At 72.5% G+C, this 19,120-nt stretch carries 19 protein-coding genes and 1 riboswitch; of the genes, 13 read left to right on the forward strand and 6 right to left on the reverse strand.

The genetic code is table 11. The features are described from left to right. Positions 1–4: 4 nt before the first annotated feature. The 4 genes from ABD160_RS15985 to ABD160_RS16000 all read left to right on the forward strand — a co-directional run bounded on the left by ABD160_RS15985 (position 5) and on the right by ABD160_RS16000 (position 3,358). Positions 5–418: a hypothetical protein gene (locus ABD160_RS15985; protein ID WP_344023135.1), complete on the forward strand. Its 414-nt coding sequence runs from the start codon at positions 5–7 to the stop codon at positions 416–418. Beyond that, positions 412–1,605 (forward strand): ATP-grasp domain-containing protein, encoded by a 1,194-nt coding sequence (locus ABD160_RS15990; RefSeq protein WP_344023137.1) that lies wholly within the window; start codon positions 412–414, stop codon positions 1,603–1,605. Before ABD160_RS15985 ends, ABD160_RS15990 begins: the two co-directional genes overlap by 7 nt. 10 nt (positions 1,606–1,615) lie before the next feature. Further along, positions 1,616–2,833: an ATP-grasp domain-containing protein gene (locus ABD160_RS15995; RefSeq protein ID WP_344023139.1), complete on the forward strand. Its 1,218-nt coding sequence runs from the start codon at positions 1,616–1,618 to the stop codon at positions 2,831–2,833. 153 nt (positions 2,834–2,986) lie between these two features. Next, a complete protein-coding gene (locus tag ABD160_RS16000) occupies positions 2,987–3,358 on the forward strand; it encodes a nitroreductase family deazaflavin-dependent oxidoreductase (protein WP_344023140.1) in 372 nt (123 codons plus the stop codon). A 170-nt stretch (positions 3,359–3,528) separates the two neighbouring features. Here the strand turns inward: ABD160_RS16000 and ABD160_RS16005 are convergent, their stop codons facing one another. From ABD160_RS16005 to ABD160_RS16025, 5 genes are all read right to left on the reverse strand, one after another. Then, positions 3,529–5,052, reverse strand: coding sequence for a class I adenylate-forming enzyme family protein (locus ABD160_RS16005; protein ID WP_344023142.1), 1,524 nt, complete (start codon positions 5,050–5,052; stop codon positions 3,529–3,531). 28 nt (positions 5,053–5,080) lie between these two features. Further along, positions 5,081–6,034, reverse strand: coding sequence for an MBL fold metallo-hydrolase (locus ABD160_RS16010; RefSeq protein WP_344023144.1), 954 nt, complete (start codon positions 6,032–6,034; stop codon positions 5,081–5,083). A 26-nt stretch (positions 6,035–6,060) separates the two neighbouring features. Then, positions 6,061–6,273 carry a ferredoxin gene (locus ABD160_RS16015; protein WP_344023146.1) on the reverse strand — a complete coding sequence of 71 codons (213 nt, stop codon included), beginning with the start codon at positions 6,271–6,273 and terminating at the stop codon, positions 6,061–6,063. Continuing rightward, positions 6,270–7,472, reverse strand: a complete 1,203-nt coding sequence (locus ABD160_RS16020) for a cytochrome P450 (protein ID WP_344023148.1) — start codon at positions 7,470–7,472, stop codon at positions 6,270–6,272. Before ABD160_RS16020 ends, ABD160_RS16015 begins: the two co-directional genes overlap by 4 nt. Positions 7,473–7,618: 146 nt before the next feature. Beyond that, complete coding sequence (locus ABD160_RS16025; protein WP_344023150.1) at positions 7,619–8,542, reverse strand: fumarylacetoacetate hydrolase family protein; 924 nt, start codon at positions 8,540–8,542, stop codon at positions 7,619–7,621. Positions 8,543–8,721: 179 nt separating this feature from the next. Between ABD160_RS16025 and ABD160_RS16030 the strand changes: the two genes are divergently transcribed. From ABD160_RS16030 to ABD160_RS16060, 7 genes are all read left to right on the forward strand, one after another. After that, on the forward strand, positions 8,722–9,336 hold the full coding sequence (locus ABD160_RS16030) for a TetR/AcrR family transcriptional regulator (RefSeq protein WP_344023152.1): 615 nt from the start codon (positions 8,722–8,724) through the stop codon (positions 9,334–9,336). Between the two features lie 130 nt (positions 9,337–9,466). Further along, on the forward strand, positions 9,467–9,844 hold the full coding sequence (locus ABD160_RS16035) for a hypothetical protein (RefSeq protein ID WP_344023154.1): 378 nt from the start codon (positions 9,467–9,469) through the stop codon (positions 9,842–9,844). Between the two features lie 317 nt (positions 9,845–10,161). Next, entirely contained in the window at positions 10,162–12,486 is a 2,325-nt protein-coding gene (locus ABD160_RS16040) for a molybdopterin cofactor-binding domain-containing protein (protein ID WP_344023156.1), read from the forward strand. 31 nt (positions 12,487–12,517) lie between these two features. After that, positions 12,518–12,988, forward strand: coding sequence for a (2Fe-2S)-binding protein (locus ABD160_RS16045; RefSeq protein ID WP_344023157.1), 471 nt, complete (start codon positions 12,518–12,520; stop codon positions 12,986–12,988). Between the two features lie 404 nt (positions 12,989–13,392). Further along, entirely contained in the window at positions 13,393–15,747 is a 2,355-nt protein-coding gene (locus ABD160_RS16050; RefSeq protein ID WP_344023159.1) for a molybdopterin cofactor-binding domain-containing protein, read from the forward strand. A 16-nt stretch (positions 15,748–15,763) separates the two neighbouring features. Next, on the forward strand, positions 15,764–16,234 hold the full coding sequence (locus tag ABD160_RS16055) for a (2Fe-2S)-binding protein (protein WP_344023161.1): 471 nt from the start codon (positions 15,764–15,766) through the stop codon (positions 16,232–16,234). 86 nt (positions 16,235–16,320) lie between these two features. Next, on the forward strand, positions 16,321–16,647 hold the full coding sequence (locus tag ABD160_RS16060) for a hypothetical protein (protein WP_344023163.1): 327 nt from the start codon (positions 16,321–16,323) through the stop codon (positions 16,645–16,647). A 159-nt stretch (positions 16,648–16,806) separates the two neighbouring features. Here ABD160_RS16060 and ABD160_RS16065 read toward each other — a convergent pair whose 3' ends face one another. Further along, positions 16,807–17,121: a DMT family transporter gene (locus tag ABD160_RS16065; protein WP_344023166.1), complete on the reverse strand. Its 315-nt coding sequence runs from the start codon at positions 17,119–17,121 to the stop codon at positions 16,807–16,809. Positions 17,122–17,140: 19 nt separating this feature from the next. Then, a riboswitch (guanidine-III (ykkC-III) riboswitch) is annotated at positions 17,141–17,204 on the reverse strand. Positions 17,205–17,299: 95 nt separating this feature from the next. Here ABD160_RS16065 and ABD160_RS16070 point away from each other — a divergent pair. Together ABD160_RS16070 and ABD160_RS16075 are read left to right on the forward strand one after the other, a co-directional pair. After that, complete coding sequence (locus tag ABD160_RS16070; protein WP_344023168.1) at positions 17,300–18,070, forward strand: hypothetical protein; 771 nt, start codon at positions 17,300–17,302, stop codon at positions 18,068–18,070. Between the two features lie 23 nt (positions 18,071–18,093). Further along, positions 18,094–19,116: an iron-siderophore ABC transporter substrate-binding protein gene (locus ABD160_RS16075; protein ID WP_344023170.1), complete on the forward strand. Its 1,023-nt coding sequence runs from the start codon at positions 18,094–18,096 to the stop codon at positions 19,114–19,116. Positions 19,117–19,120 lie beyond the last annotated feature (4 nt).

The raw sequence follows: 19,120 nt of genomic DNA on the forward strand, positions 1-19,120 counted from the left end.
CGGGATGACACCCGACCTGGACACCCGGTTCGTCGCCGGTGAGCGGTTCGCCGACGCGGATGCGGTGGACCGCGGCCTGCACGACGACGGGATCGCCGCCGTTGTCGGGCGGTTCGCACCCATCGCCGCGGACGCGGCTGCCGCTCGGGCGACCGCGTCCGCCTACATCGCCTGCGCTCGCGGTCTCGCCGAGCTTCGGGTGGGAACCCGCCTGGAGATCGACCTGCCCGTACAGGCGAACCTGCGACGCAGCCCGCTCGACGTGGACGTCCTGGTGGCTGCCGAGGCGCCGATCCGGCTGGTCAAGGACGGTTTCCGGGAGTCGGCGACGGTTGCGCCGACCGACCCGGAGGGAGTCGACCAGCGGATCCGGTACGTGCAGACCCGGACCCGTGCCGAGGAGGCACGGCGATGCTGACCCCCCACGTTCTCGTCGTCGGGACGGGCCAGGACTTCCCCAGCCGCTTGCACGCCGCCGGAGCTCAGGTCACCGTGCTGTGCCGCGCGGGCGGTGGGATCCGAGTGCGTGACCAGGAGCTGGTCCGAGAGATCGTCGAGGTCGACGAGCGGGAGGACTGGACACCGCACGCGAAGGTCGTCCACGCCGATCACCCGATCACCCGGGTCGCCGCGTTCGGCGAGCTGGACCAGGACCGCGCCGCGGCGATCGGCAGCGCACTCGGGGTTCCCGCCACCGCCCCCCAGACGGTGGAGCTCGTCCACGACAAGGCCGCAATGCGGGCATGGCTGCGGGCCGCCGGACAGGACCCGACCCCGTCGGTCCTGGTCGCCGACGCCCGCGGCATCACCGACTTCCTCGCCGAGCACGGTGGCCCGTGCGTGGTCAAACCGGCGCGGGGCGCGGGCAGCGCCGGGGTGACCGTGGTGGACTCGCCCGACCGGGCGGAGGCGGCGTACGCGCTGGCCGTGACCCCGTTCGACGGGATCACGCCCGCGGGGGTGCTGGTCGAGCGGTTCCACACCGGGCCGCAGTACAGCGTCGAGGCGATCTCCGAGAAAGGCGTGCACGAGGTCGTCGCCGTGGTCCGCAAGTTCTCGGATCCGGCCACGGTCGTGGAGCTCGGCCACGTGACCCCGCCGCCGGAGCCGGTCGGGCCCGAGGTGCTCGCCTTCGTGCGCGCCGTCCTCACGGCCCTCGGCGTGACCGACGGACCCACCCACACGGAGCTGGTGCTCACCCCGGACGGGCCGCGGGTCGTCGAGACCCACATCCGCCTCGCGGGAGACGAGATCCCTGAACTGGTGCGGCTCTCGACGGGCGTAGACCTGGTCGAGGCAACGGCCCGTCAGGCGGCGGGCCACGCCGTTCTAACCGGCGTCCGAGCCGCCCGTGGAGCTGGACCCACCGCGGCGATCTGGTACGCGCTGCCGCCCGCAGGCGGCACGTTGCGCGACCTGGAGTCCGCCGGCACCGTCGCGCTGCTTGAACCCGGAGATCCGGTGGCGCAGCCGCTCAACTCGGACTCGCGGGTCGCGTACTCACTGGTCACGGGTCCCGGAGCCCTCGAGGCCGCACGGCGACAGGCTGAGTCGGTCCGCGCCGTCGTCGAGCTCGCCCCCGTGCGGCCGACGCGAACGCTCTGAGGAGATCACCGTGCCCCAGCGTGACAGTGTCGTTCTCGTCGACCCCGTGCTCAACGGCGCGCCGTTCAAGATGGCGTGCGCAGACCGGGGGCTCGACGTTGTCGGCGTCTACACGATCGACCGCCCCGTGGTGACCGCCATGGACCCTGACCACGCCGCGGGGGACGTCCGCAGCGTCTACGCCCGGGAGCCCGACGTGCCCACCCGCCCGGCGGCAGTCGTGCCCGCCACCGAGCCGGGTGTACTCGTCGCCGCCAGACTGGCAGGTGGGTTCGGGCTACCGGGGCAGCCGGCCGCCGTCGCGCCCGCACTGCGGGACAAGCGCCGGATGCGCAGGCATGCCCGAGCCCGTGGGATCCGAGTTCCCCGATTCACCACCGCGGCCGTGGGTCTCGCAGAGGCCCTGCACCACACCGGCCTCCCAGCGATCGTCAAGCCCACGAGCGGAGCCGGGTCCCACAACGTGTTCTTGGTTCGCGAGCCCAACGACCTCGACCGCATCGCGAGGGCCGATCGACACGACCTGTTCGGCGACGCTATCGACGAGTGGCTGGTCGAGGAGTACGTCCGCGGCCGCGAGTTCGCGGTCAACACCTTCACCGTTGACGGTGGACACACCGTCCTCGACGTCTGGGAGTACCGACAGCCGGGTCCGGGGGACTACGACAACCCCTACTGGGACTTCGTCCAGGTCGGACCGGACACTCCCGGCCGAGCGACGGTCGCGTGGTTCGCCCAGCGCGTCCTCGACGCCTTCGAGATCGCCCTCGGGCCCGCTCACGTCGAGATCAAGCTGCCCACCGACGGTGATCCCGTGCTGATCGAGCTCGGCGCCCGCTTGCCCGGTGCGGGCATTCCGTCGCAGTGGGAACGGCACAGCGCCTTGCGCCCCTATGCCGACACCCTCGCCGTCCACCTCGGTGAGAGCCCCACCACCCTCGAACCGGGTTTCGACGCGCGCCTCGGGATGTGCTTCGTCAGACACGACGGTCCGGCGGGTGTCCTCCGGGCCGTCCACGGCCTGGACACCGTGCCGACCTGGACCGGTGTGGAGGGGGTCGCCGCCGCGGCGCCGGGCAGCCCCATCGGGACCACCACCGCCCTGGGGGCCGAGGTCGCGAGGGTGCAACTCGCCGCACCCGACGATGCCACGCTCGCGTCGCTCATCGCACGGGTCCGAGCAGAGATCCGCGTGGAGGTGGTGGACCGGCCGGCCCGCGCGGCGTAGGCACCCACGGGCGGCGGGACGAACCGTTCGCGTTCACTGCGGGACCCCGGTCGAGCGCTCCTGACGGGCGCGGGCTCCTCCGCACGGCCGTAGCCCTGAATCCGCGGATGGTCGACGATCGTCGCAGGGCCGGACACGGAGGAGGGGATCGGCATGCCGATGCCGCTGTGGTGGGGGAAGATCAACAATCGTGTTTTCAACCCACGGGCGCTGTCCGGAGGCCGTTGGCCGGTGCTGACCCACGTCGGGCGGCGCTCCGGCCGGTCGTACCGCACTCCGCTCGATGCGCATGCCGTCCCCGGCGGATACCTGTTCGTGCTGGTGTACGGGTCGCGGTCGGACTGGGTGCGGAACGTGCTGGCCGCGGGCGGCGCCGGGCTCCGCGTGGAGGGGAAGGAGGTGACGCTGTCCGCACCGCGCCTGGTCTCCGAAGAGGAGGCGGAGCGGATCCTGCCCGAGGGGGCCCGGCCACCGCGGATCCTGCGCATCACGGAGTTCCTCCGGATGGACCGGACGGTGGCCTGACCGGTCCCGATCCGGGCCCCGGTGCGCTCCGTCTCTACCGGCGTTCCGGCGCGCGCCGGCCCCGGGGCCGCAGAACGGCTCAGACCCCGACGAGGGCAGCACCGTCGGCGATGCTCCGCAGCTTCATCTCGGCGACCCCCGGGCAGGTGCGACTGCACCTGAGATCGGGGTCATCGGACGGGTCCTTCCTCGTGCTGTTGTTCGGTGAACTCGGCGCGCAGCACGTCCTTGCGGATCTTCCCGATGGTCGTGCGGGGCAGCTCGGAGCGCACCAGCACCCGCTCCGGGACCTTGAACCGGGACAGCCGCTCCCGGCACCAGGCGATCAGCTCCTCCGGCCCGGCCTCGTGCCCGTCCCGGAGCACGACGTGCGCGACGACGATCTCGTCGTACACCGGATCGGGCATCCCGTGCACGGCGCTCTCCAGCACCGCAGGGTGCCCGCCGAGCACCTGCTCGACCTCGCCGGTCGACACGTTCTCCCCGGCCCGTTTGACCAGGTCACCGGCCCGGTCGACGAAGTAGGCGCGGCCGGCGTCGTCCAGCCGGACGAGATCGCCGGTGCGCAGCCAGCCGTCGTCGAACAGGGCGGCGGTGGCGTCGGGACGGCCGTCGTAGCCGGGGGTCAGGTCGACGCCGGGGGTCCCGCCGATCTGCAGCTCGCCGGGGGTGCCGGGCGGCACCGGGGCGCCGTCGGCGTCGACGACCCGGACCTGCACGCCGGGCAGCGGCAATCCGATCGAGTCCCAGCGGCGCCGCTCGTCGAGCGGGTTCACCAGCGGCGGGACGACGGTCTCGGTCATCCCGTAGAGCTGGACCAGCGGGGCGCCGAACCGGGCCTCGAACGCGGCGGCCTGGGAGCCGGACAGGTTCTGCGCGAACAGCACCAGGCGCAGCGCGTTGGCCGTGTCCGCCGGGTCGGGCTCGGAGCGGGCGAGCAGCATCCGGATCGGCGCGGCGAACAGGCTGGCCAGGGTCGGTTCCAGCACCCGGGCCTGGCGCGGCCAGCCGGTCGCGGAGAACCGCGGCGTGAGCGCGATCGAACCGCCCGCGACCAGCGCGGACATCAGGCAGTAGTACTGGGCGTTGCCGTGGAACAGCGGCAGCGTGACCAGCCACCGGTCCTCGGCGGTGACGCCCAGGTGCGCGGCGACGGCCCGGCCGACCCGCAGGTAGTTGGCCGGGGTGACCTGCACGCCCTTCGGGGCGCTGGTGGTGCCGGAGGTGAACATGATCGCCGCGGTCGCGGCGGGCCGGTGCGGCGGCGGTGGCGGCGCGTCGGCCCGGCGGGCCGGTAGCTCGTCGGCGTCCAGCACGGGCAGGTCACCGGCCGCGGCGACGACCGTGGCCCGCAGCTGCGGATCGGCGACCGACAGCGTCGCGTGCGAGTCGGTGAGCTGGTGCGCGACCTCGGCGGTGGTGGACAGCGGGTTCACCGGCACGACGACGGCGCCGAGCCGGGCGCAGCCGAACCAGACGTCCAGGAACTCCGGCCGGTTCGCCGTGATCAGGTGCACCCGGTCACCGGCGCCCACCCCGAGCCCGGCGAGCAGGCCCGCGGTCGCGTCCGCCCGCCGGACCTGCTCGGCGTAGCCGATCCGGACCGGCCCGTCGTCGCCGTCGAACAGCAGGAACGGCGCCTCCGGCCGGGCGGTCGCGGTGGCCGTGAGCAGGTCGTACGCGTCGTGGATCATCGCGGGAGCGTCCTCCGGGGTGGTCGGGTCAGGGGGTGCCGGGGAAGCCCTCCAGTGCGGCGATCTTCGTCAGCACGGTGAGCCGCTCCGGTCGCTCGACGGTCGGGTCGAGGTGCTGGTAGGTGTTCAGCACGTTCTGCGCGAGCCGCCCGGACTCCGGCAGCTCGGCGAACTTGCCGAGATCGATCGAGGCGACCGCCTCGTCCACCCCGATGCCGTCCTCGTACCGCTTCCGCGCCTCGGCCTCGACGAATACCAGGTACTCGCGCATGTCCGCGACCTCGGGCTTCCCGCTGACCGGGCCGTGCCCCGGCACCACGGTGTCGATCTCCATGTCCAGGATCAGGTCCAGCGCCGCCACCCAGCGCTCGATCGGCCCAGCCCAGGCGATCGGCGTGCCCCCGACGAAGACGACGTCGCCGGCGTAGAGCAACCGGGCGTCCGGCACGTGCACCAGCGCGTCACCCGGGGTGTGTGCCGGGCCGACCTGGATCAGCCGGACCTCGCGTCCGCCGACGTCGACGCTCTCCTCCCCGGTGAAGGTGCGGTCCGGCCCGGTCATCGTGATGCCGTCGAGATCGAAGGGCCCGAAGATGTGCCGGGCGAAGTCGCCGAGCGCGCCGTCCAGCTGCTTCACCCCGGTGACGGCGTCGGCCGCCTCCTGGGTCATCAGCGCGGCGGCCGCGGCGGTGGCGACGATCTCGACGTCGCGGGCGGCGAGCAGCTCGTTGCCGAAGGTGTGGTCCGGATCGTGGTGGGTGTTGACCAGGGTGCGCAGCGGGAACTCGTCGACGACCGGGGCGATGCCGTCGAGCATCGCCCGGGTGAGTGTCAGGTCGAACAGGGTGTCGACCATCAGCGACGTCCCGGAGCCGGTGACCAGGCCGGCGTTGCTCCAGCCCCAGCTGCCGTCCGGCTGCAGCCAGGCGTGGCAGCCGCGACCCAGGTCGTGCAGCCCCCGGCGGTAGTCCGATGTGCTCATGGTGCTCCTCATCGTCGGTGGGTGCCTCAGCCGACCGGATCGCCGTGCTCGTCGAGCACCTCGATCGCGGCGAGCGGGCAGGCGTCGCGGGCCTCGAGCAGTGCGGCGGCCCGCTCCGGCCCGGGGTGGCTGTCGAGCAGCTCCACCCAGCCGCGGTCGTCCAGGCCGAACACGGTGGGCGCGGCCCGGGCGCAGGCGCCGCTCCCGGCGCAGAACTCCGGATGGACGACCGGGATCACAGGATCACCGGCCGGCTCTCCCAGCCGCGGGCGACCGAGTTGGTGGTGCGGCGGACCGCCGGCACGGTGCCGGGCCGGGCGTCCGGGAACGACCGCAGGATGCTCTCGAACACGACCTGGCCCTCCAGCCGGGCCAGCGGTGCGCCGACGCAGAAGTGCACCCCGTGGTAGAAGGCCAGGTGCTTGTTGTCCTCGCGGGGGACCAGGAAGGTGTCCGGCGCGTCGAACCGGCGTGGGTCCCGGTTGGCCGCGGCGGGGCTGGGGAACAGCATCGTCCCGGCCGGGAGCGTGCGGTCGCCGATCTCGACGTCGGCGGTGGTCTTGCGGATCACCAGGTGCAGCGGCGGGTCGATCCGCAGCATCTCCTCGATCGCCGCGGGCAGCAGCGACATGTCCGTCTCGATCCGCCCGCGGACCTCGGGGTGGTCGAACAGCAGGGTCAGGCCGGCGCCGATCAGGGTGGTCGTGGTCTCGTTGCCGGCGACCAGCAGCAGCGCCAGCTGGGCGAGCAGCTCGATGTCGCCGAGGGTGTCGCCGTCGATCGTCTCGGTCTGCACGAGGGTGCTGATCAGGTCGTCGCGGGGCTCGGCTCGGCGCGCCGCGACCAGCTCGCCGAGATAGTCGAACAGTTCCAGCGAGGTGGCGATCGCCCGGTCCCGGCGCGGTCCCTGGACGACCGGGTCGAACGTGGACGCGTAGGCGTAGGACCAGTCCCGGAACCGCGGGCGCATCTCGTCGGGCACACCGAGGATCGCGGCGATCACCGCGACCGGCACGTCCGCGGCGAAGCCGGGCATGATGTCGAACTCCTCGCCGCGCGGGTAGCGGTCGATCAGCTCCGCGGTGACCCGCTCCACCAGCGGGCGCCAGCGCTGCACGGCCTGCGCGGTGAAGACGTGCCGGAAGGTCGACCGGATCCGGGTGTGCACCGGCGGATCGGCGAACATGAACAGCCGCGACGCCGCGTCCAGGAAGCGCAGGTGCTCCGGGTCGGACGGGTCGTGCATGCTCGGGGCGGCGTCGTGGAAGACGTCGCTGGAGAAGAGCTTCGGGTCGGCCCCGATCCGCCGGACATCGGCGTAGCGGGTGACCACGTAGGCGCCCAGCACGTCGGACCAGTGGACACCGTCGCCGGTCTCGCGCAGCTCGGCGTAGAGCGGGTAGGGATCGGCGAGCCCGCCGAGGAACAGCGACTCCACGGGGGCGGACGCCTGCGGGGCAGGGGTTCCGGCGGGGGGTGGGACAACGGACACGAGGTCCTCCGTCTGCGTTGACGTCGGGTGATGGGGGGTGGGCGGGTCGAGCTCGGTGCCGGGAACTCGGTGCCGGAACTCGGTGCCGGAACTCAGTGCCCGGAACTCAGGGGCACCGGTGTTACGGCCGGGCGGACGGTCTGCCGGGTCTCGCCCAGCGCCGTCGCGGAGAGCACGACCTCGTCGCCGGGGGCGAGCCACCCGGTGAAGGCCCCGAGATCGGGCGTGTCGACGTGTTCGAGCAGGCAGCCGCCGGGCACGGTGCCGGACCCGATCACGTCGCCGGGCACCAGGTCGGTGCCGCGGGAGAGGAACGCGAGCAGCTCGCCCCAGCTCCAGTCCATGCCGGACAGCGAGCCGCGGGCGATCTCCCGGCCGTTCACGGCGGCGGCGACCTCGAACCCGGGCGGCACCTCGTCGGCGGTGACCAGGGCCGGGCCGAGGGTGATCGCGCTGTCCTTCGACTTGCCCATCCCGATGCCCTGCGCCATGTCGCGCAGCTGGTGGTCGCGGGCGGTCCAGTCGTTGTAGAAGGTGTAGCCGACGATGTGCCGCGCGGCGGTGTCCGGGTGCAGATCACGGCCACCCCGGCCGACGACGGCGCCGACCTCCAGCTCGAAGTCGAACCAGCGCGATCCGGGCGCGATCGGGACGTCGTCGTGCGGGCCGATCACGGCGGCCGGGTTCCCGAAGTAGAAGGCGGGGGTCTGCGACCAGGCCGGGTGCAGGTCGGCGGGCCGGCCGAGGGCCCGGTAGCAGCCGCGCAGGTGGTCCAGGAAGCACAGACCGTCCCGGACCGAGGGGGGTCGCGGGATGGGGGCCAGCAGCCGGACGCCGGCCAGCGGATGCACCTCGGCGGGCGCCGACCGGGCGGTGGCACCGGCGTCGGCGAGCTGCTCGCCGTCGTCGCCGAGCAGTCCGAGCAGGGTGACGCCGGCGGGCAGGCCGCGGACCGTCTCCCCGTCCAGCAGCCCGGCGCGCGGGCCGGACCCGGCGTCGTAGGTCACCCACCTCATGGGTTCGCCCGTCGGAGCACGTCCCGGATGGTCGTCGTTGATGCCACGGTGCACCGTCCCTCTCGCCTGAGAAGCCGTACTCAAGTACAGATTCGGTGTGGCCGAAGGTAGGCTCGGAGCCGCGACGAAGCAAGACCCGAGTACAACTTCGTCCGTCGAGCTGTGCTGTACTGAACCGGATGGAGTCCACCGCGGTGCACGCCCCGCCGCCGCTGACCCGGCGCACCCGCAAGCGCAACGAGCGCCGGGACCGGGTGTACGCCGCGGCCGTCGAGTTGTTCGTCGAGCAGGGTTTCGACGCGACCTCGATGGACGAGATCGCGCTCCGCTCCGGGGTCGCCCGGACGACGGTGTTCAACCACTTCCCGCGCAAGGCGCTGTTCCTCGACGAGTGGGCCCGCCGGCGCCGGGAGGCGGCGGCCCGTTCGCTGGACGCCGCCGATCCCGCCGGACGGTCGCTGCGCGAGCTGCTCGGCGGCTACCTCGCCGCGCTCGCCGCGCTCAACGTCGCGACCCGCGGCGAGACGACGGCGCTGATGGAGGTGGCACTGCGCAACAGCAACACACTGCTCGGGCACGACCTGGGCGAGGAGCTGGCCGAGCTGATCGCGGCCGGTGGGGCGCGGTTGCGTCCCTCGGCGGACCCGACCCGGGTCGGCCGGCTGCTCTCGCTGGGCTACTACTCGGCCGTGGTGCGCTGGATCCACGTCGAGCCGCCCCCGTTCGATCTCGCGGCGGAGCTGGCGGCGCTGCTGGACACCGTGCTCGACGGCGCGCTGGCCGACCGGGGCTGAGCCCCGGCGCCCGGCGTCCGACCACGGTCCGACGCGCACGATCCGTCCCTGCTCCGATGCCCCGCACCCCGGCCCCGGGAGACGCTGTGGACACGGCGCCGGAACCCGGCGCGGAACGGAGGAGCAGGAGATGGCCACCATGACGACCGACCCGACCGACCCGACCGGCCCGGCCCCGCGCAGCGCCGGCGACCCGGACGCCTACCCCGTGCTGACCGTGCTGATGCTGATGCTGGGCGGCTTCGTGCTGCCGGTCGTCGGCTGGCTGGCCGGCGTGGTGATGCTCTGGACCGGCCGGGCGTGGACGGTCGGCGAGAAGTGGCTGGGCACGCTGGTGTGGCCGGCGGTCGTCGTCGTGCCGGCGGCGCTGCCGGTGCTCGGCGTGCTGTCCGGTGCGGGCGGGGCCCCGGCCTGGACGATCGCGATCGGGCTCGTGCTGGCCGCGGTCGCCGTGCTCGTCGTGCTGCCGTGGACCTTCGTCCGGTTGCTGAGGGCCGGCCGCCGCTGACGCCGGAACGGGCGCCTACCCACCGAAGAAGGTGTCCACGCTCACACGAACAGGTCATCGCGAAATCCGTCCCGCAACGTGTTAATGCGGATTAACGTGACGACTGTCATCCGCATCTGCGGAATCGTGAGATTCGACGGTGGCCGATCTACCTGCGGGAACCCGGCGGATGACCGCACATGCTGCGGAGAAGTACCCCGGATCGGGGTCGAACCGCTGCGCGCATCCCTGCGAACCGGCCCTCGTTTCGCCCTCGACGGACTCCGGCGAGCGGCTCCCCTGCTTCACAGCTGCCGGAGGTGATGGAGAGGACGACGATGTCTGCCCCGACTCGTGCACGCACACCACGCAGCGACGTCAGCCGACGGCGCTTTCTCGGCTACCTGGTCGCCGCGCCCACCCTGGTCGTCGCGGCCGAGCTGGGTCGCCAGCAGCTGTTCGCCCCGCCCGGGGCGTCGGCCGCGGCGATCCCCTCGCCGCCCCAGGTCGCCGATGTCTACGACCTGCTCGACGCGGTCCGCGACTCCTCGCGGCCGACCGCGAACCTGGTCCGGGTCGAGGTCAACCGGGACGGCACGGTGTCGTTCCAGCTGCCCCGCTCGGACAACGGCCAGGGCATCGTCACCTCGACCGCGATGATCATCGCCGAGGAGATGGACCTGGAGCCCGAGCAGGTGATCGTCACGCTCGCCGACTCCCGGCCGGAACTGGTGTTCAACCAGCTCACCGGTGGTTCGAGCACGACGTTCTCCACCTTCACCCCGATCCGGGTCGCCGCGGCGCTCGCCAAGGGCAGGCTGCTCGACGCGGCCGCGCACATCCTCGGCCAGGACGTCGACACGCTCACCAGCCGGGCCGGCCTGATCACCGGTGCCGGCGGCAGCGCGATCCCGTTCGGCGAGCTCACCGAGGCCGCGGCCAGCGACGTCACCCGCGAGGTGCAGGTCGCGCTGAAGCCGCGCGAGGACTTCCGGGTGATCGGCACCCCGCGGACCAAGAACGACGCCCGCGCGATCGTCACCGGCAAGAAGGAGTTCATCGCCGACCTGAAGATCCCGGACGCGCTGCCGACGCTGATCTGCCGCGGCCCGAACCTGAACTCCGCACCGCTCGGCGTCGCGAACGCCGACGAGGTCCGGGACATGCCGGGCGTCACCGACGTCGTCGAGGTCCGCACCGGCGTCGCGGTCCGCGCGCACACCTACGGCCAGGCCGTCGACGCCGTCAACGCGCTGCGCGTGCGCTGGGACGCCGGCACGATCGAGGGCGAGGACGACGAGTCGATCCTGGCGAAGGTCCGCGCCGCGGAGCTGCCGCTCGCCGTGCCGTCCGTGCCCGGCGAGACCGTCGAGGGCGAGTTCGCCTTCTACTTCCGCAGCAGCTCGGCGCTGGAGACGAACACCGCGATCGCCGACGTCCGCGACGGCAAGGCGACGATCTGGACCTCGCTGAAGATCCCGATCACCGTGCAGTACGACATCGCCGAGCAGCTCGGCCTGCCGGTCAACGCGGTGACCATCCACATCGTCCAGGGTGGCGGATCGTTCGGCCGCAGGCTGTTCGGCGACGCCGCCATGGAGGCCGCCGAGATCTCGCAGAAGATCGGCAAGCCGGTCAAGCTGATCTGGAGCCGGGCCGACGACTCCCGCCAGGGCCGGGTGCACCCGCTGGCCACCTCGCGGATCCGCGCGGTCGTCGCCGGCGAGTCGGTGGTCAGCTTCGAGCAGCGGCACACCAGCGTGGCCTGCGACTTCGGGCACGGCTTCGGCGACGCGGTCACCGCCGCCGCGGCCAAGGCGCCGCTCGGCCAGGTCGGCGTCGCCGAGGCGATCTGGGAGCTCACCCAGAACACGCCGTACGACTTCGGTGTGCAGACCCGCACGCTGTCCGAGGTGGACATGCGGTTCAACACCGGATCGATGCGCAACGTGTACTCACCGGACGTCGGCACCGCGCGCGACCTGATCGTCGACCAGATCGCCGCGAAGATGGGCAAGGACCCGTACGAGTTCCGCCGCGAGTTCCTGCGCAACGACGCGATGCGCGCGGTCCTCGACAAGGTCGCCGAGGAGGGTGACTGGGGCCGGTCCATGAAGGACGGCACCGCCCAGGGCCTCGGGTTCCACGTCGAGTACAAGAGCTTCGCGGCCTGCCTGGTGGAGATCGACTGCCGGCCGGAGACGGTGGGCCGGGAGATCCGCGCCGCCCGCACCGGGCCGCGGATCACCAAGGTCGTGTTCGCCAGCGACGGCGGTCTGGTGATCAACCCGCTCGGCTACAAGGCCCAGATCATGGGCGGCATCAACGACGCGATCGCGATGACGCTGACCTCCGGGCTGCACCTGGTCGACGGGCACTTCGTCGAGGCCAGCTGGGACAACTACTTCTACACCCGGCAGTGGAACACCCCGCCCGAGATGGACATCTTCATCGTCGACAGCGGGCGGCCCGAGCCGGGCGGCGTCGGCGAGCTCTCCGTCGCGCCGACCTGCGGGGCGATCGCGAACGCCTACGCCCGCGCGACCGGGACGGTGCCGCAGTACTTCCCGATCCTGCACAAGGACCCGCTGCCGTTCGAGCCGTACCCGACCGTCCCCCCGATCCCGCCCTCGCCGACCAACGGTCTCGAGCTGGCCCGTTGACGCGTCGCCCGATCTGAGGAGCTCCCACCACATGTCCACACACACCTTCACGCTCAACGGCGAGCAGGTCTCGGTCGAGGTCGCCGACGACGTCCGCCTGCTGTGGGTCCTGCGCGACCTGCTCGGGGTGACCGGGCCGAAGTACGGCTGCGGGATCAACGTCTGCAAGGCCTGCACCAGCCACATCAACGGCAAGGCGTTCAACCCGTGCGCGACGCCGGTCGGTGCGCTGTCGGAGTCCGACGAGGTCACGACGATCGAGGGTCTGGCCGACGGTGACGAGCTGCACCCGATGCAGCAGGCGTGGATCGACAACGACGTGGCGCAGTGCGGGTACTGCCAGCCGGGTCAGATCATGGCTGCGGTGTCGCTGGTGCGGCGGTGCAAGGAGGAGGGTCGCAAGATCGACGACGCGGCCCTGGACGAGATCCGCAACATCTGCCGGTGCGGGACCTACAACCGGATCCGCGAGGCGATCAGAGCCGGCGCCGACGCCATGTGAGACGCCCACGGTGACGCGCCGGGGTCGTCGCGTCCGCCGCCAGGGCTCCCGGCGGCGGACGTGACCCCCTTCGGACGACACCCCCTCAGCGGTTCGGTGTCAATCAGCGACCCTCACCCGGACGGGTGGTTCACCTCACAGGGTGAAACGGCGGCCGTGCGGGGCCGTGCAGGGTGTTTTCTCCGCAGATGCGGGTAAGGCTCCCCTGAGTGGCACCTCGTTGACCTGCGAAGAACGTGATCGGCCGCGAGCGGACGCGCGGATTCGATCGACACCGGAAAGGCCTACCGGCGCGTAACCGTCGAACGATCGGCCTCGTTGCCTGCCCCGAGAGCCCATGGCGCCCCCGCTCCCCGCACGCGGGGCGCCACGTGGGTCACCGCAGCACCCTGGAGAGGACAACGATGCCCGCTCATCGCGCCCCCGCCCCCGAGCGTCCGGCGTCCGACGGCCCCCGGTCGAACGTCAGCCGACGCCGCTTCCTCGGCTACCTCGTCGCGGCGCCGACCCTCGTGGTCGCCGCCGAGATGGGCCGGCAGACCCTGTTCGGCGGCGGCGTGCCGCAGGCCAGCGCCGCGGCGATCCCGTCGCCGCCGCTGCCCGCCGAGGTCTACGACCTGCTCGACGCCGTCCGCGACGCGGCCCGGCCGACCGCGAACCTGATCCGGATCGAGGTCAACCGGGACGGGACGGTCTCGTTCGCGCTGCCCCGCTCGGACAACGGCCAGGGCATCATCACGTCCACCCAGATGATCATCGCCGAGGAGATGAACCTGGACCCGGACCAGGTCGTCGTCACCCTCGCCGACGCCCGCCCCGAGCTGGTGTTCAACCAGCTCACCGGCGGCTCGACGACGACGTTCTCCACCTACACCCCGATCCGGGTCGCCGCCGCGCTGGCCCAGGGCAGGCTGCTCGACGCCGCCGCCGCGCAGCTGGGCCAGGAGAAGAGCGTCCTCACCAGCCGGACCGGCCTGATCCTCGGCCAGAACGGCGAGGAGCTGCCGTTCGGCGAGCTCACCGAGCTCGCCGCGAGCCCGGTGGACGACGCCGTCGAGGTCGTGCTCAAGCCGCGCGAGGAGTTCACCGTCATCGGCACGCCGCGGACCAAGTCCGACGCGCGGGCGATGGTCACCGGCCGGAAGAAGTTCCTCACCGACCTGCAGATCCCGGACGCGCTGCCGACCGTGATCTGCCGCGGCCCGAACCTCAACTCCGCCCCGACCGGCGTGAACAACCTCGACGAGGTCCGGAACATGCCGGGCGTCACCGACGTCGAGCAGGTCCGCACCGGCGTCGCGGTCCGCGCGGTCACCTTCGGCCAGGCCGTCGACGCGGTCAACGCGCTCGACGTGAGCTGGGACGGCGGCACCGTCGAGGGCGAGGACGACGAGTCGATCCTGGCCGCGGTGCGCCGCGCCGAGCTGCCGCTGGCCGTGCCGCAGGCGCCCGGCGAGACCGTCGAGGGCGACTTCGTCTTCTACTTCCGCAGCAACTCCGCACTGGAGACCAACTGCGCGATCGCCGACGTCCGCAGCGGCTCGGCCGAGCTGTGGGGCCCGTCCAAGAGCCCGATCGCGGCCCAGGCCGAGATCGCCCAGGAGCTCGGGCTGCCGCAGAACGCGGTCACCATCCACGTCACCGAGGGCGGCGGCTCGTTCGGCAGGCGGCTGTTCTTCGACGCGCTGCAGGAGGCCGCCGAGGTCTCGAAGGTGATGGGCAAGCCGGTCAAGCTCATGTGGACCCGGGCCGACGACTCCCGGCAGGGCCGGGTGCACCCGCTGGCCACCACCCGGGTGCGCGCGCAGGTCACCGGCGAGTCGGTGTCCAGCTTCGAGATCCGGCACACCAGCGTGTCCACCGAGGTGAATCCCGGCTTCTCCGAGGGGATCACCGCCGCGGTCGCGAAGCTCCCGCTCGGCAACTACTCGGTCTCCCAGGCCATCTACCTGACCACGCAGACCAACCCGTACAACGTCGGCGTCGCGACCTCACTGCTCAACGAGGTCGACATGCGCTTCAACACCTGCTCGATGCGCAACATCTACTCGCCGGACACGGCCACCGCCCGCGAGCTGATGATCGACCAGGTCGCCGCGAAGCTCGGCAAGGACCCGTACGAGTTCCGGTCCGGCTTCGTGAAGCTCGACCGGTTCAAGAAGGTCGTCGACCGGGCCGCCGAGGAGGCGGACTGGGGGAAGTCGATGCCGGAGGGCACCGCCCAGGGCATCGCCATCCACCAGGAGTACAAGGGCATCGCCTGCGCCGTCGTCGAGCTCGACTGCCGCCCGGAGACGGTGAACCGCCGGATCCGCGAGGCCCGGACCGGGCCGCGCGTCACCAAGGTGACCTACGTCGTCGACATCGGCCTGGTGATCAACCCGCGCGGGCTCGAGGCGCAGATGATGGGCGGCATCAACGACGGCATCGCGATGACGCTGACCTCCGGGCTGCACCTGGTCGACGGGCACTTCGTCGAGGCCAGCTGGGACAACTACTTCTACACCCGGCAGTGGAACACCCCGCCCGAGATGAACATCGTGATCATCGACGACTCCGAGGCCCCGGAGCCCGGCGGCGCCGGCGAGTTCGGCGTCGCCGCCACCTGCGGCGCGATCGCCTGCGCCTACGCCCGCGCCACCGGCACGGTCCCGCAGTACTTCCCGATCCTGCACAAGGACCCGCTGCCGTTCGAGCCGTACCCGACGATCCCGCCCGTGCCGCCCGCCCCCACCAACGGCCTCGAGCTGGCCCGCTGAGAGCAGGAGCTTCCCCATGCCCACACACACCTTCACGCTCAACGGCGAGCGCGTCTCGGTCGAGGTCGAGGACGACGTCCGCCTGCTCTGGGTGCTCCGCGACGTCCTCGGCGTCACCGGGCCGAAGTACGGCTGCGGCATCAACGTCTGCAAGGCGTGCACGTCGCACGTGAACGGCAAGGCGTTCAACCCCTGCGCGGTGCCGGTCGGTGCGCTGTCGGAGTCCGACGAGGTCACGACGATCGAGGGTCTGGCCGACGGTGACGAGCTGCACCCGATGCAGCAGGCGTGGATCGACAACGACGTGGCGCAGTGCGGGTACTGCCAGCCGGGTCAGATCATGGCTGCGGTGTCGCTGGTGCGGCGGTGCAAGGAGGAGGGGCGCAAGATCGACGACGCGGCCCTGGACGAGATCCGCAACATCTGCCGCTGCGGGACCTACAACCGGATCCGCGAGGCCATCAAGACCGGCGCGGACAACATGTGATCGTCGTGCGGCGTGGTCCATACGCCGCACGCCACTAGGCCGTTAGAGTGACGGCCTGCTCGCTCCCCAGACGAAGGACGGATTCGATGAAGAACCGGATGCGACGCTCGCTGATCGCCGTCGGCGCCCTGGGCGCCGTGGCCTTCCCGCTCGCCGGGATCGCCGCGGCCGACGAGGGCGCGGAGGACGCCACCACCGGCTTCCCGAGCACCCAGAGCCCGACCCAGGCGATCGACGCCGTCGGCTCGCTGGTCGACACCGCGCAGTTCGGCTTCGTCGACGCCGCGGACAGCTACCTGCCGAGCAACCGCCCGGACGGCGTCAGCGGGACCGAGACCGAGCTCCCGCCGCTGAACGCCGGCTACGTCGAGGGGCCGGTCGGCGGGCTCATCAAGAACGGACCCTTCGAGTAAAGGGGCTCCCCGGTCGGCGGGGCCGCATCCCACACGGGGTGCGGCCCCGCCGTCGTTCCCGGGCCGCCCGGTCCCGCAGGGCCGGTCCGTCAGTCCTGATCCTTCAGTCCTGATCCTTCAGTACTGATCCTTCAGTCCTGATCCTTCTGGGCCGGTCCTTCAGTGCAGGACCTTCAGGCCCACCACGCCGGCGACGATCGCCAGCAGGCACAGCAGCCGCGCCGTCGTCGCGGGCTCGCCGAGCGCCACCATCCCGTAGATCGCGGTGCCGACCGCACCGATCCCGACCCACACCGCGTACGCGGTCCCGACCGGCAGCTCCCGCAGGGCCAGCGCCAGACCGCCCATGCTCAGGAACAGCGCGCCGCCGAACAGCAGCGACGGCCCGAGCCGGGAGAAACCCCGGCTCTGCGACAGCGCCGCCGCCCACACCGTCTCCAGCACACCCGAGACCACCAGGTAGATCCACGCCATGACGCACGTCCTCCCGAAGGGTGCGTCGTCTTGGCGGTCCGGGTACGGCGCGTCTCGTCCGGGGTGCCGCCGTGCGGCGGTCCGGGACCCAGCATGCCGGACCGGCCCGCCCGGGGGACCCGATGGTGACCGATCGGACCGGGCCGGCCGGGACGCGGGTTCGTGCGACCCTGGTGCCATGACCGACACCGGCCCCGGCGGACCGATGGCCGAGCTCCGCGAGCGCTGCGCGCCGCTGGCGTTCGCCCCGCTCCCCGGGTTCGCGACCGCGCCGCCCACCGGCCCCGGCTGGGTCCCGCTGGCCCGGATCGCCGATCCCGGCGACCCGATCCTGGACCGGCTGCTCGACGCCCGCCGCGACGCACCGCCCGGCCCGCGCGCCGTGCACACCCTGCGCGACCTGGTCCGCGAGCTGGTCTTCGCGACGGCGGGCTCGGTGTACCTGTCCGGGACCGCCCCTGCGCCGTCGCCGCAGCGCTACCTCTGCCGGGTCGAGTCCGGCGCCGTCACCGGGCGGGTCCTGGTGGTGGACGGCGCCCCGGCCGCCGATCGCGAGCTGGCCCCCGCGTTCGTCGGCACCCTCGCCCCGCTCGTCGGGCTGCTGGGGGAGCGGACCCGGGTGGGCTCGCGGACACTGTGGAGCTACGTCGTCGACATGCTCCACTTCGGGATGATGAACGTGGCCCGTCAGCTCGGCCGGGAGCGCGCACCCGCCTGGCGGCGGGCCGAGACGCTGGCCGGGCACCTGTTCGAGGCCGGGCTGCCGCGCCGCTCGGTGCCGGCCCTGGTCCGCTACGGCGCCACCGACGACCAGGTGTGGGGCGTCCGCGGCGCCTGCTGCCTGGACTTCACCGACGGCGTGCACGGGATGTGCCTGACCTGCCCGGTGCTCGACGCCGGGGAGCGGGCCCGGAAGTGGGCCGCCTCCGACCTCGCTGGACGGAAGTAGGGCTCGCCTCTACCGTCCGGATCGTGCTGCTCGCGCCGGACCGCCCCCGCACCGTGACCGCCCGTCCGCGCTCCGCTCTGGACCGGCGCGGCTTCCTCGCCGCCGGCGCGCTCGCCGGTCTGGCCGCCGCGGCCGGGTGCTCGCCCGCCGCCCCGGCCGGTGACGCCCCGGACGGCGGCCGGACGGTCGAGCATCCACTGGGGACGGCGCAGGTGCCGGTGGCGCCGCAGCGGATCGTGTCGCTGGACAGCAACGGCGGCCTGCAGGTCGCGCTCGAGGCCGGGGTGCCGCTGATCGCCTCCGAGACGTTGCAGGGCGCCGCCCCGGTGCCGCCCTACCTGCCGGCGCCGGCGGCGGACTTCACCCCGCTCGGGTTCAACCAGCTCAACCTGGAGCAGCTGGTCGCGATGGGCCCGGATCTCATCATCGGCAACACCCAGCGGATCGAGGAGCACTACGACCGGCTCGCCGCGATCGCGCCGACCGTCGCCTACGAGAACGCCGGGCGCGGCGCCGTCTGGCAGCAGGCGGTACGCACCATCGGCGACGTGCTCGGCGCGGGCGAGGAGATCGAGCGGAGGCTGGCGGCCTACGCCGAACGCCTGGACCAGGTGCGGTCGGCGCACACCGGGGTGATCGACCGGTACACCGTCGCACTGCTCCGGTTCACCACCGACGAGCTGCGGATCGTGCGCGGCCAGATCTTCGGCTCCGCGGTCCTGGCCGACGCCGGGCTGACCCGTCCGCCGTCCACCGACCTGCCCTCGCCGCAGCAGACGCACGTGCCGATCGGCGACGAGTCGGTCGGTGTGCTCGCCGACGCCGACGTGCTCCTCTACTTCCTCGGGGGCGGCGGCCTGGTCGACGAGGCGGACGCGACGTTCGAGCGCTACACCGCCGGCGGGCTGTGGGAGCAGCTGCCCGCGGTGCGGGCCGGCCGGGTGGCGCAGGTCGATCCGCTCGCCTGGTGGGACGGGTACTCGGTCTCCGCCGGGCTGGCCTGCCTCGACGAGCTGGATCGCGTGCTCGGCGGGCTCCGCACCTGATCTC

This window comes from Pseudonocardia kongjuensis (assembly GCF_039526905.1).
Lineage (GTDB): Bacteria > Actinomycetota > Actinomycetes > Mycobacteriales > Pseudonocardiaceae > Pseudonocardia > Pseudonocardia kongjuensis.

Coding starts and splice junctions, on each gene's coding strand:
- ABD160_RS15985 (WP_344023135.1), top strand. CDS start 5: ATGACACCCGACCTGGACACCCGGTTCGTCGCCGGTGAGCGGTTCGCC.
- ABD160_RS15990 (WP_344023137.1), top strand. CDS start 412: ATGCTGACCCCCCACGTTCTCGTCGTCGGGACGGGCCAGGACTTCCCC.
- ABD160_RS16000 (WP_344023140.1), top strand. CDS start 2,987: ATGCCGATGCCGCTGTGGTGGGGGAAGATCAACAATCGTGTTTTCAAC.
- ABD160_RS16005 (WP_344023142.1), bottom strand. CDS start 5,052: ATGATCCACGACGCGTACGACCTGCTCACGGCCACCGCGACCGCCCGG.
- ABD160_RS16010 (WP_344023144.1), bottom strand. CDS start 6,034: ATGAGCACATCGGACTACCGCCGGGGGCTGCACGACCTGGGTCGCGGC.
- ABD160_RS16025 (WP_344023150.1), bottom strand. CDS start 8,542: ATGAGGTGGGTGACCTACGACGCCGGGTCCGGCCCGCGCGCCGGGCTG.
- ABD160_RS16030 (WP_344023152.1), top strand. CDS start 8,722: ATGGAGTCCACCGCGGTGCACGCCCCGCCGCCGCTGACCCGGCGCACC.
- ABD160_RS16035 (WP_344023154.1), top strand. CDS start 9,467: ATGGCCACCATGACGACCGACCCGACCGACCCGACCGGCCCGGCCCCG.
- ABD160_RS16040 (WP_344023156.1), top strand. CDS start 10,162: ATGTCTGCCCCGACTCGTGCACGCACACCACGCAGCGACGTCAGCCGA.
- ABD160_RS16045 (WP_344023157.1), top strand. CDS start 12,518: ATGTCCACACACACCTTCACGCTCAACGGCGAGCAGGTCTCGGTCGAG.
- ABD160_RS16050 (WP_344023159.1), top strand. CDS start 13,393: ATGCCCGCTCATCGCGCCCCCGCCCCCGAGCGTCCGGCGTCCGACGGC.
- ABD160_RS16055 (WP_344023161.1), top strand. CDS start 15,764: ATGCCCACACACACCTTCACGCTCAACGGCGAGCGCGTCTCGGTCGAG.
- ABD160_RS16060 (WP_344023163.1), top strand. CDS start 16,321: ATGAAGAACCGGATGCGACGCTCGCTGATCGCCGTCGGCGCCCTGGGC.
- ABD160_RS16065 (WP_344023166.1), bottom strand. CDS start 17,121: ATGGCGTGGATCTACCTGGTGGTCTCGGGTGTGCTGGAGACGGTGTGG.
- ABD160_RS16070 (WP_344023168.1), top strand. CDS start 17,300: ATGACCGACACCGGCCCCGGCGGACCGATGGCCGAGCTCCGCGAGCGC.